Source organism: Campylobacter suis (genome assembly GCF_905120475.1).
In the GTDB taxonomy this organism is placed as follows: domain Bacteria; phylum Campylobacterota; class Campylobacteria; order Campylobacterales; family Campylobacteraceae; genus Campylobacter_A; species Campylobacter_A suis.
The window spans coordinates 202,855-214,615 of the sequence record NZ_CAJHOE010000001.1; the positions used below are offsets into that span (position 1 = coordinate 202,855).

12 protein-coding genes are annotated in these 11,761 nt (G+C 37.7%); 11 read left to right on the top strand and 1 reads right to left on the bottom strand.

The annotated features are described in order from the left end of the window. Positions 1 to 40 precede the first annotated feature (40 nt). The 9 genes from pgp6 to LQV35_RS01095 all read left to right on the top strand — a co-directional run bounded on the left by pgp6 (position 41) and on the right by LQV35_RS01095 (position 8,989). Positions 41 to 1,414 carry a peptidoglycan metallopeptidase Pgp6 gene (gene pgp6 / locus LQV35_RS01055; RefSeq protein ID WP_230056722.1) on the top strand — a complete coding sequence of 458 codons (1,374 nt, stop codon included), beginning with the start codon at positions 41 to 43 and terminating at the stop codon, positions 1,412 to 1,414. 26 nt (positions 1,415 to 1,440) lie between these two features. Next, positions 1,441 to 2,325 carry a UDP-3-O-acyl-N-acetylglucosamine deacetylase gene (gene lpxC / locus LQV35_RS01060; protein WP_230056020.1) on the top strand — a complete coding sequence of 295 codons (885 nt, stop codon included), beginning with the start codon at positions 1,441 to 1,443 and terminating at the stop codon, positions 2,323 to 2,325. Positions 2,326 to 2,513: 188 nt separating this feature from the next. Continuing rightward, on the top strand, positions 2,514 to 2,768 hold the full coding sequence (locus LQV35_RS01065) for a glycoprotease (protein ID WP_230056021.1): 255 nt from the start codon (positions 2,514 to 2,516) through the stop codon (positions 2,766 to 2,768). Between the two features lie 8 nt (positions 2,769 to 2,776). Then, entirely contained in the window at positions 2,777 to 3,661 is an 885-nt protein-coding gene (gene thrB / locus LQV35_RS01070) for a homoserine kinase (RefSeq protein ID WP_230056022.1), read from the top strand. Between the two features lie 22 nt (positions 3,662 to 3,683). Next, on the top strand, positions 3,684 to 3,935 hold the full coding sequence (locus LQV35_RS01075; RefSeq protein WP_230056023.1) for a DUF448 domain-containing protein: 252 nt from the start codon (positions 3,684 to 3,686) through the stop codon (positions 3,933 to 3,935). Next, entirely contained in the window at positions 3,922 to 6,564 is a 2,643-nt protein-coding gene (gene infB, locus LQV35_RS01080) for a translation initiation factor IF-2 (RefSeq protein ID WP_230056024.1), read from the top strand. The genes LQV35_RS01075 and infB overlap by 14 nt, the downstream gene beginning before the upstream one ends. Further along, the gene (rbfA, locus tag LQV35_RS01085) at positions 6,561 to 6,926 is read left to right on the top strand and encodes a 30S ribosome-binding factor RbfA (protein WP_230056025.1); all 366 of its coding nucleotides are present in this window, start codon (positions 6,561 to 6,563) and stop codon (positions 6,924 to 6,926) included. Before infB ends, rbfA begins: the two co-directional genes overlap by 4 nt. Next, a complete protein-coding gene (rimP, locus tag LQV35_RS01090) occupies positions 6,919 to 7,335 on the top strand; it encodes a ribosome maturation factor RimP (protein WP_230056026.1) in 417 nt (138 codons plus the stop codon). The genes rbfA and rimP overlap by 8 nt, the downstream gene beginning before the upstream one ends. A 1-nt stretch (position 7,336) precedes the next feature. Next, complete coding sequence (locus LQV35_RS01095; RefSeq protein ID WP_230056027.1) at positions 7,337 to 8,989, top strand: formate--tetrahydrofolate ligase; 1,653 nt, start codon at positions 7,337 to 7,339, stop codon at positions 8,987 to 8,989. 36 nt (positions 8,990 to 9,025) lie between these two features. Here LQV35_RS01095 and LQV35_RS01100 read toward each other — a convergent pair whose 3' ends face one another. After that, entirely contained in the window at positions 9,026 to 10,132 is a 1,107-nt protein-coding gene (locus tag LQV35_RS01100) for an FtsW/RodA/SpoVE family cell cycle protein (protein ID WP_230056028.1), read from the bottom strand. A gap of 49 nt (positions 10,133 to 10,181) precedes the next feature. Between LQV35_RS01100 and LQV35_RS01105 the strand changes: the two genes are divergently transcribed. Both LQV35_RS01105 and LQV35_RS01110 read left to right on the top strand, forming a co-directional pair. After that, positions 10,182 to 11,195 carry an RluA family pseudouridine synthase gene (locus tag LQV35_RS01105; RefSeq protein WP_230056029.1) on the top strand — a complete coding sequence of 338 codons (1,014 nt, stop codon included), beginning with the start codon at positions 10,182 to 10,184 and terminating at the stop codon, positions 11,193 to 11,195. After that, complete coding sequence (locus LQV35_RS01110) at positions 11,086 to 11,754, top strand: fibronectin type III domain-containing protein (protein WP_230056030.1); 669 nt, start codon at positions 11,086 to 11,088, stop codon at positions 11,752 to 11,754. The genes LQV35_RS01105 and LQV35_RS01110 overlap by 110 nt, the downstream gene beginning before the upstream one ends. Positions 11,755 to 11,761: the final 7 nt, after the last annotated feature.

The following is an 11,761-nucleotide window of genomic DNA, read 5'->3' on the forward strand; positions in this document are numbered from 1 at the left end:
TAAAATGGAGACGATTTTATTTTAAATTTTTAGGATTTTTATTTTGAGAAGAGGTATTAGTACGTCTGCCCTTGCGCTTTTTGGGCTCTTGGTAGTTATTTTTGCTGGATTGTGGTTTTTGTACACATCTGAAAATTTTGAGAGAAACAAACCAGTTATAGCTATAAATGATACTATTTATTGGAATTTGCGCTCACCAGTTCAGATAAATATACAAGATGATAGTGGTGTAAAATTTGTTCGTGTTAGCATGAGTGATGGGCAAAATGAGATAAATATGCTAAACCAAATTCTAGAGACTCCGCTTAAAAATTTTGACTTGAATTTAACATTTCCAAAGACTGGATTTTTTGGTAACAAAAAAGACAGCTACGATATGAGTATAGAGGTTGTAGATATAAGTAAGTGGAATTTTTTCAGCGGAAACAAAGAGAAAAAAAATGTAAAAGTGATAGTTGATACTACAAAACCAGACCTTTACATACTTTCAAATTCTTACGCTATAACAAAGGGCGGCAGTGCTGTTGTTGTGTTTAAAGCAACAGATAATGATCTAAAAGAGGTCTATGTTCAAGCCGACTATGGAAAGAAATTTGCAGTAACGCCGTTTTATAAAGATGGATATTATGCTGCTCTTGTGGCTTGGCCTGCAGCTAGGGAAAATTTTCGTGCTGAAGTTGTAGCAAGGGATAGTGCAGGCAATGAAAATAGATCTTATATAAGATATTTCTTACAAAATTTTAAATACAAAAGCTCAACGATAGAATTAAGAGATAGCTTTATAGATGGTAAAGTTACCGAGCTTACCGAACTTTACGCAAAAGATCCTCAAAGCTTAGGACGACTTGAAAAAATGCGTTTTATAAACGAAACTTTGCGCGACTCAAACGAACAAAGTATCGCAGCTGTAACATCAAAGATCCCAACAGATCAAATATCAAATTTTAGCCTGCAAACATTCTACCCACTACGCAACGGCAAGAAGGTTGCTGACTTTGCTGATCATAGATTTTATACTTATAATGGCGAGCAAATAAGCGAGTCATGGCATATGGGAATAGATTTTGCTTCAGTGGCTCAAGCTCCGATAGTCTCGAGCAATGACGGCGAGGTTGTGTTTGCTCAAGAAAATGGGATTTATGGACAAAATATAGTTATTGATCACGGTTTTGGTCTTTACTCGCTTTATGCACACTGCTCAAGTATGAGCGCAAAAGTTGGGGATAGGGTTACTTCAGGTCAGCAAATAGGCACCACTGGTATCTCTGGTCTCGCACTTGGAGATCACCTTCATTTTGGTATCATCGTGCAAGGTGAAGAGGTAAGGCCACAACAGTGGATGGATAAAAAGTGGATAAAAGATAATGTAACTAGCGTGTTAGACGCAGCAAAAGCCATGATAGATAAAAACTAAAAGTGGTAAATTTAAAGGAAAATATAGTGAAACAAACAACCATAGCAAGACGAGTTGAAGCCGTTGGTATCGGGCTTCACAAGGGCGAGCCTATAAGGCTGATACTTGAGCCACTTGAAGCAAATATGGGTATAGTTTTTACTCGTACAGATCTTGGTATTAGCTTTCGTGCCGAGCCACAAAGCGTTATAAATACGCAAATGGCAACGGTTATAGGCAACCAAAATGGATTTATAAGCACCATTGAGCATCTTTTGGCTGCCATAAATGGATACGGGATAGATAATATTAGAATTTTACTTGACGCAAACGAAGTTCCTGTAATGGATGGAAGCGCTATAAGTTTTTGTATGCTACTTGATGAGGCTGGAATTAGACAGCTTGATGAGGGTAAAAAAGTGCTTATTATAAGACGCGAAGTTGAGGTAAGAGAGGGCGATAAATTTGTTCGTGCTGTTCCCTCGAAAGAGCCCAAATTTGACTATACTATAAAATTTGACCATCCAGTTATCGGTGAGCAAAGACATGTTTTTGAATTTAGTAAAACAAATTTTATAAAAGAGATAGCAAGGGCTAGAACCTTTGGTTTTTTAAAAGATTTGCAAAAGTTGCAGTCCCAAAATTTAGCACTTGGCGCGTCGCTTGATAATGCCGTTGCTATTGATGATAATCGCATATTAAATCCTGAGGGTTTGAGATTTGAAAATGAGTTTGTAAGGCATAAAATTCTTGACGCTATCGGTGATTTGGCGTTGCTTAAAGCGCCCTTGATGGGAGATTATTTTGCATTTGCTGGAAGCCATGATCTAAATCATAAGCTAACCCTTGCGATATTTGCCGATGCTAAAAACTACGAGCTGGCAACTCTTGACGCGAAACTTCTAAAAGAGTATGAGAGGGTTTTTGCATAAAAAGTATTGAAATTTTAATCATCTCTCTTAGCTCGCTACTTCTTGTTGGACTTTATGAAAGTGGTAAAAAATTTCAAGATATAAGTAGTGATGAGCATACTAGTGAGGCGCTTGTTGGAATTCTTGATGAACTTAGTAAAAACTATACTATTACAAAAATAGTCTATGCAAACACACCTGGAAGCTTTATGGGGTTAAAGGTTGCTTATATTATTTTAAAGACATTTTGTCTAGTAAAAGGGTGTGAGTTTATGTCAGTTAGTGGCTTTGAGCTAAATAATGGCGGAGCAGTCAAGGCAAACAAATCGCTTAGTTTTGTGAGAGAAAAAGAGGGCGTTGTTTTAAAAAAAGCTGAGCCATCACCATTTGTTTTACCAAATAATTTGTATAGTTTAAATTTAAACAATGAAACACTGCCAGAATATGTTATAGCGGCAGTTTAGGGGGAAGATTGAAAATTTTAGTTCCAGCCACGAGTGCAAATTTAGGTCCTGGTTTTGATGCGCTTGGGCTTAGTTTAAAGCTTTATAATGAAGTTAGTATCGAGCCAGCAAGCTTTTCATCGGTTTCGATAAATGGTGAGGGAAGTCAGAATGCTAGCTTAAAACGAAATAACCTTTTTGTAAGCGTTTTTAACGAAATTTTTTCTGAACTTGTTGGCAAAAGTGCAAATTTTAGGATGATTTTTGATAATAAAATCCCATTTTCAAGAGGACTTGGAAGTTCATCAGCTGTTATCATATCAGCTATCGCTAGCGCATACGCTATGGCTGGATTTAAGGCTCAAAAAAGTGTTATTTTAAATAAAGCACTTTTTTATGAAAACCATCCAGACAACATCGCCCCAGCCGTTCATGGCGGGTTTATAAGTGCCGTGGTTCATAATGACAGTGTTTTTGCAAATAAATTTGAGATAGACACAAGCCTAAAAGCGGTCGTTGTGATACCTGATATGCCCATGAGCACACATCATTCTCGTAGCGTTTTGCCTAAAACTTATTCAATGAAAGAGTGTGTAAATAATCTCTCTCATGCCGCTTTTTTAACATCTTGTTTTGCTAGTAAAAACTATGATATGTTAAAGATAGCAGCCACCGACATGATGCATGAAGATCGCAGAATGAGCGAACTTAGCGAGCTTTTTGAGGTTAGAAAAGTTGCTTATGAAAATGGCTCATTGATGAGCACTCTTTCTGGCTCAGGCTCAACTTTTTTAAACATAGCTTATGCCACAGATACTCAAAATTTACAAAAAAAGCTGGCTGAGAGATTTGTAAATTTTAAAGTTTGCATACTTGAGTTTGACAATGATGGATTTATTATCCTGCAAAGCTAAAAAAAAGCTAAAAAAAGATATAATGAACAAAAATAATCCCATAAGAACCTGCGTAGCTTGTAAAATCAAACTATCACAGTACAAGCTTTTTAGATACCGAGTTAGCAACGGCAATATTGAGTTTGGCGCTGGAAATGGACGCAGCTTTTACCTATGTGATGAATGTATTAAAAAAGATGAAAAAATTTTAAAAAAGATACTTGACAGATACGCAAAGGGCGTAAATTTGGAAGGTTTAAGTTTAAAGGAGATGCTCTTAAATGGCAAACATTAGAATTTCAGAAATCGCAAATGAGATTGGCTATCCAGCCAAAGAGGTACTAGAGAAGGCACAAGAGCTTGGACTAAAGGTTAAAACTCACTCAAATGCGGTCAGCCCAGAGGATGCTGAGGCGATTTATGAATATATAACGACTGGCGAAATTCCAGAGATATTTAAAAAGAAAAAAGCTGAACCTAAGGCAAAAAAAGAGCCTGCAAAAAAGGCTGAGATAAAAGATGAAGCTGATAAAAAGTCAGTAAAAGATGAAAAGCTAAAAGAAACTAAGAGTGAAAAAGAGCCAGCAAAAAAAGAAAAGGTGGCTGAAGTCTTACAAGCTGAGCCTAAAAAAGAGCCAGTCATTACTAAGGTACAAGAAAAAATAGAGCCAAAAGAGCCAGAAAAACAAGTTGCTAAAGAGAGTCTTGCTGAGATTAGCCAAAAGCGAAGAGGTCTTGTTATTGTAAAGAAAAAGAGTGACGAGCAAGCAAGTGCACCAAAACGCACAGAAAGAGCTCCAAGCTCAGAACCAATAGTGCCAAAAAATTTGGAAAATATGTTCTCAAGCGTTGGCAATGATGCCAAAAAGAAGAAGAAAGATGTTAAAAAACAGCCTGTAAATTCTAAAAAGGATAGCAGCGAAAAGATGGACTTTTTGGGTGCTAGTGACTTTGCTGATATTGTTCTTGAAGATGAAGATGTGGTAGTGCTTCCAGACTTTACTTTTAGAGCTCCAACTCCACAACCAACACAAAAGGCAAAACAGCCAAGCGTCTATAAAAATGCACAAAATACAACTGTAAATCCTTTTGAAGGTGGCATACAAAGACGCTCTCGTAAAAAGCATAAAAAACCAGAAAAGAGCCAAAATAACGAGGCTGTAACATCGGTTGAAATTCCAAGCGAAATTCGCGTTTATGAGTTTGCTGAAAAACTAAACAAACAACCAAGCGAGATAATCGGCAAACTATTTATGCTTGGTATGATGACCACTAAAAATGACTTTCTTGACCCAGATGCTATAGAAATTTTAGCCGATGAGTTTAATGTCGAAGTAAATATCATAGATAATCAAAAAGAATTTGACTATGTTGCGGCATATGAAGAAGAGATGAAAGATGATGAAGACCTGCAAATTCGTGCTCCAGTTATCACGATCATGGGGCATGTTGACCACGGAAAAACATCGCTACTTGATTATATAAGAAAGTCGCGTGTAGCAGCTGGTGAGGCTGGCGGTATCACTCAGCATGTTGGTGCATACATGGTTAATAAAAATGGTAAAAACATAACTTTTATCGACACTCCAGGACACGAAGCATTTACTGCTATGAGACAAAGGGGTGCGGGGGTAACTGACATTGTTATCGTAGTTGTTGCTGCTGATGATGGGGTAAAACCTCAAACAAAAGAGGCGGTATCTCACGCTAAAGCGGCTGGAGTGCCTATCATTATAGCTATAAATAAAATGGATAAAGAGTCGGCAAATCCAGACTTGGTTAAAACTGGTCTGGCTGAGCTTGATATAATGCCAACAGAGTGGGGCGGTAGTCATGAGTTTGTGCCCATATCAGCTAAAACTGGTATGGGCATAGATGACTTACTTGACATTGTGCTTTTGCAGGCTGAAATTTTGGAACTAAAAGCAAATCCAAAAGCAAGCGCAAAGGCGACTATTATTGAAAGTTCACAGCAAAAAGGTAGAGGCTCTGTTGCTACTATTATAGTTGAAAATGGTACTCTTAGGGTCGGCGATACAGTAGTGGCTGGTGTTGCATATGGAAAGATAAGGAGCTTGCTTGATGATCAAGGTAGTTCTTTAAAAGAGATAAAACCAGGCGAATGCGGTGTTATAGTTGGACTTAGCGAGGTGGCTGAAGCTGGAGAGACTCTTATAAGTGTTAAAACCGATAAAGAGGCTAGAGAGTATGCTCAGAAAAAGGCTGAATATCTACGCCAAAAAGAGCTTAGTAAATCAACTAAAGTTAGTATAGATGAGCTTAGTGCTAAGATAGCAGAAGGTGAGCTAAAAACACTTCCAGTTATTATTAAAGCCGATGTTGGCGGTTCGCTGGAGGCTTTAAAAGCAAGCCTTGAAAAGCTAGCAAATGAAGAGGTAAAGGTAAATATCATACACTCTGGTGTTGGTGGTATCACGCAAAGTGACATCGCTCTTGCGGCAGCGAGCGAAAACTGCATAGTTTTAGGCTTTAACATTAGGCCAACTGGAGAGATAAAAGAAAAAGCAAAAGAAAATGGTGTTGAGATAAAAACATATAATGTTATATATAACTTAATAGACGATGTCAAAGCTCTGCTTGGTGGACTTATGTCACCTATTATACGCGAAGAGCAGTTGGGTCAAGCTGTGGTTCGTCAAGTTATAAATGTTCCAAAAATAGGCGCTATAGCTGGCTGTTTGGTTACTGAGGGGAGCATTAACAGAGGTGCAAAAATTCGCCTTATACGCGAAGGTGTCGTAGTTTATGAGGGCAAGGTAAGTTCGCTTAAGCGCTTTAAAGATGATGTAAAAGAGGTAGCAAAAGGCTATGAGTGTGGAGTTGGCATAGAAGGATATAATGACATTCGTGAAAATGACTATATCGAAAGCTTTAAGGAGATCGAGGAGCAAGCTAAGCTATGAATCCACATGAGATCAAGCGACTAAGAACTGAAAGCGTATTAAAAGAACTTATCCCAGAGGCTCTTGCTACACTTGAAGATGGGCTTTTAAAAGGGCTTTGTGTTACTGATGTTGAGTGCAAAAAGGGTCGATATGATGCCTTTGTTTATCTTGATAAGATGGCGTTTGATGAACATGAACAAAATTATATACTATCGCACTTAAGGCGAGTTTCAAAACATTTACAAAACCATTGTATGGCTGCTGAGGGCTGGTATAAAGCACCAAATTTTCACTTTAAATTTGATGATAGACTAGAGTATCAAAATCATATGGATAAGCTTTTTGATAAAATTTCAAAGGATTTAAAAAAAGATGAATGAGCTAGAAAAACTTGTAAAAGAGTGTGGAGTAGAGCTTTATGATACTGAGATTGTGAGCGAAAATGGTAGAACGATATATAGAGTTTATATCACAAAAAAAGATGGTATAAGCCTTGATGATTGCGAAAAGGTAAGCCGTTTGCTCTCACCTATATATGATGTTACTCCGCCAGTTTCTGGAGACTATGTGCTTGAAGTAAGTAGTCCAGGACTAGAAAGAAAGCTAGGCAGCCCAAGACAGTTTGCTTTGAGTATAGGCGAACTTGTAAAGTTGCAGGCTGGAGAGTTAAAAATTTCTGGCAGATTGGTTAAAGCTGATGATGAGAGCATAGCTGTTGAAAATAGTGATGGAATTTGCGAGATAAAAATTTCAGAGATAAAAAAAGCAAAAACATATTTGGAGTGGTAAAATGCTAAGTGATATTGAGATAACACATCAAGCAAAGCTTGAACATATCGCAAAAGTAGGGCAAAAGCTAGGGCTTAGTGAAGATGATATAGAGCTTTATGGAAAATACAAAGGTAAAATTTCCCCTCGTCTTAAAGCTTCAAACTCAAAACTCATCTTAGTTACCGCAACTAACCCAACCCCATTTGGAGAGGGCAAAACAACAACTTCGGTAGGGCTTGCAGACGCATTAAGCAAGCTAAATAAAAAAGTTTGTCTAGCTCTTCGTGAGCCATCTCTGGGTCCAGTTTTTGGTATAAAAGGAGGAGCTGCTGGTGGTGGATACTCACAGCTTGCGCCGATGGAAGATCTAAATTTGCATTTTACTGGCGACTTTCATGCTATAACATCGGCAAATAACCTTATCTCAGCCATGCTTGATAACAGTTTACATCAAGACAATCCGCTAAATATTGATAAAATTTTATGGAAGCGCTGCATGGATATGAATGACCGTGCGCTTAGATTTATAACCGTTGGACAGGGTGGTAAAGCTGATGGTGTAGAGCGCGAAGATGGGTTTAACATCACTGCTGCAAGTGAGATCATGGCGATACTTTGCCTTGCAACTAGTCTTGCAGACTTAAAAGAAAAAATTTCAAATATTATGGTTGCTTATGATAAAGATGGTAAGCCTATTTATGTACGAGATTTGGGTTGTGCGGACGCTGTTTGCATACTTTTAAAAGATGCTATAAAGCCAAATTTGTTTCAAACTATCGAGCAAACTCCAACCCTGGTTCATGGTGGGCCATTTGCCAATATCGCACATGGTTGTAATTCAATAGTAGCTACAAAAACTGCACTGAATTTAGCTGATTATGTAGTTACTGAGGCTGGTTTTGGCTCAGAGCTTGGTGCTGAAAAATTTCTTGATATTAAGTGTCGTGTTGCTGATTTGGTACCAAATGCTGTTGTTTTGGTAACCACTATCCGCTCACTAAAGCATAATGGTGGAGCACAAAAGACACAGCTTAGTGTTGCAAATAAAGAGGCGCTAAAAAATGGCATAGTAAATCTAGGCGGACATATCGAAAATTTAAAAGATAAATTTGGTCAAAATGTAGTCGTAGCGTTAAATCGCTTTGGTTTTGATATTGATGAAGAGATTAAAATCGTTTGTGATTACTGTGAGCAACATGGCGTTAAAATGGCAGTTTGTGAGAATTTTGCAAAAGGTGGTGAGGGTGCGATAGAGCTTGCAAAATTCGTCCTTGAAGAGTGTGAAAAGCCAAGCAAAATAAACTTTGCTTATGAGCTAGATGATGACATTGCAACTAAGATTACAAAGATAGCTACTAAAATTTATGGCGCAAATGAAGTTGTTTTTGAAGAAGCTGCGCAAAAAGCACTTACAAAGATAAAAGAGCTAGGACTTGAAGCTATGCCAGTTTGTATAGCCAAAACACAGTATAGTTTTAGTGATGATGCAACTCTTTTAGGGAGGGCTAAGGATTTTAAATTTAGCGTAAAAGATTTAGAAATTCGTACCGGAGCTGGCTTTATAGTCGCTGTTTGTGGCAAGATAATGCTTATGCCAGGGCTTGCGAAAGTTCCTGCTGCATGTGGCATGAAGATAGATACGACAACTGGAGAAATTTCAGGACTTTCATAAAAATATTTGCGGGCAAATTAGCCCGCTTTTTTAATTTTACTTTTGAATTTGTAAAAATTTCCCAGTAAAATCAAATCTGAATGTAAGCAAATTTTGCAAAATTCCAAAAAGAACCATAAATGTTATAAAGCTAGTTCCGCCGTAGCTAAAAAATGGCAAAGGAACCCCTACAACTGGTGCGTATCCTATCGTCATAGACACATTTACCCCAACATAGATAAATATTAGTATCGCAAGCCCAGTTGTGATAACTTGCGTAAAAAAGTCCTTTTTGAGTATGTAGTTTAGGCTTAATAGATGAAAAATTAAAAGTGCATAAATTCCAAGTACACCAAGTGCTCCAAAAAAGCCAAAACGCTCAATATTGTAAGCAAATATAAAATCACTTGTAGCAATTGGTAAAAATTTAAAATGCGTCTGCGTAGCTTCATCTTTTGGCTTACCAACAAGTCCACCGCTACCTATGGCTATAATGCTTTGCTTTACATGATAGCTTGGCTCTTCAGAGAGAAAGTCTGTAATGCGTTTCTTCTGATAATCGTGCAAATTTTCATATATTAAAGGTGCGCAAACACCAATAGCAATAAAAATCGTAATCCAAATTTTCTTATCAACACCTATAACAAAAAGCACAGCATATCCAACCAGCAAAAGCACCAGCGCAGTCCCAAGATCAGGCTCTTTCATGATGAGAATAAAAGGCAAAAGTATATATATACTAAGGCGTAAGAATTCTTTTATCCCATATCCCTCTTCTGGTGGTGGTCGCTTTTTTATAAGATAGGCAAGCATTAGCAAAAGAGCTGGCTTCATGAACTCAGATGGCTGAATGGTAAAATGAACAAAAGGTATCTCAAGCCATCTTTGTGCTCCAAGTCTGCTTGCGCCAAAAATTTCAACTGCAATTAAAAGTCCGATACAAAGCCAGTAAAAACTAGGTATTAGCCACTCAAGTTTTCTAATGGGAAATATAAAAAATATACAAAAAGCAACAAAGCCAACACCAAAATACACAAGCTGTTTATTTGCTAGCATTTGGCTTGCTTCTGAAACCAAAATATGTGAAAAAACTATAATCGGTACAACGAGCAAAGGCTGCAAAAAGTCAAAATGTGTTAAAATACGCCTATCAAAAACTATCAAATGAGCTAACCTTGTTTTTAGCTTAATTATAACACGAAAAGGTAAAAATTTGGTTGAATTTTCTCCGACACATCCACAAAGACTTGATATTGCAGTTGCAAATGAGCTTAAAATTTCACGCAATCAAGCTCTAAATTTGATAAAAGATAGCCTTGTAAGCGTAAATTTAAAACCAGCAACAAAAGCTTCTCTAAAAATTGAGCCAGACGATAAAATTTGCGTAAAATTTGGCGAAAGAAAAGAGAGCGTAAGTCAATATGAAGTCAAATTTGATATACCCATTATTTATGAAGATGAAGATTTGCTTGTTTTAAACAAACCACCTCATGTAGTGGTTCACGGTGCGCCAAGCGTAAAAGAGGCTACGATGGTTGAGTGGCTAGAGAAAAAGGGTTGCATGCTCTCAAATTTAAACGGAGATGTGCGCGCTGGTATAGTTCATAGGCTTGATAAGGGCACAAGTGGAGCTATAGTTGTAGCCAAAAACAACGCTACTCATGCCGCTCTATCCGCTCAGTTAAGCGATAAAAGCATGGGGAGAATTTATCTTGCGCTCACAAATTTAGCACTTAAAGAAAATTGTATAGTTGATCGTCCTATCGGAAGAAATAGCTCAAATAGGCTAAAAAGGGCTATCGTTAGCGGAGCAAAAGAGGCAAAAAGCGCATTTTTAAATTTAATTTCAAATGATGGCGTAAATTTAATAGCTGCAAAGCTTTTTACTGGCAGAACTCATCAGATAAGAGTGCATCTTTCTTCGATAAATCGCTATATTTTGGGCGATGATTTATACGGATTTAAGAGCGAAAAAGGTAAAATAAATAGAGTTATGCTTCATGCTTATATGCTCTACTTCATTCATCCCAGAAGTGGCGAGATGGTTGAGTTTGTAGCGCCTTTGTATGAAGATTTTAAAAATTTATTAGAGAAAAAAATAACCAAGGAGTTACTTGATGAAAAAATTTGCCCTAGCTCTCTTAGCGCCGCTTTTTGCGATCATCCTAGCTGGTTGTGGCTCAAAAGTTCCGACTCAACAAAGCGCGTCGCTACCAACTATAAATAATCTTTTAACCATAGCTGACACGACCGAGATTGGCTTTGAATGGACGCCGACAAACGATGAAAATGTGCTTGGCTACTATCTTTATAGACTAAATCCAAGCGATAATAAATTTTTTGTTGTTGGACATATAAATGACCGTTATGCAACGCACTATGTCGATAGAGATTTGGCGCCAGAGACTACATATTCGTATCAGATTAGAAGCTACTCAGACAATGCGGTTTCGCCAGCTAGCCAAACCGTAAAGGTTGCTACAAAACCACTTTTAAATTCTGTCCCCTTTGTACAAGCTATAAACGGACTTCCAAATAGAGTAAAACTGATCTGGCGCCCACATCCAGATAACAGTGTCATAAGCTATGTGATAAAAAGAGCTGACGCAAAGTCAAGTGATTTTAGTGAAGTTGCAGAGGTTAAGGGTAGACTTAGTGCCGAATTTATCGATCAAAAAGTAAAGCCTGGCAATACATACAGATACACGGTGCATGTAAAAACTGCACAAAAAACGCTCTCAAAACCAAGCGAGATCGTTACAGCAACAACAAAGGAGTTACCCTAAGGGGGTA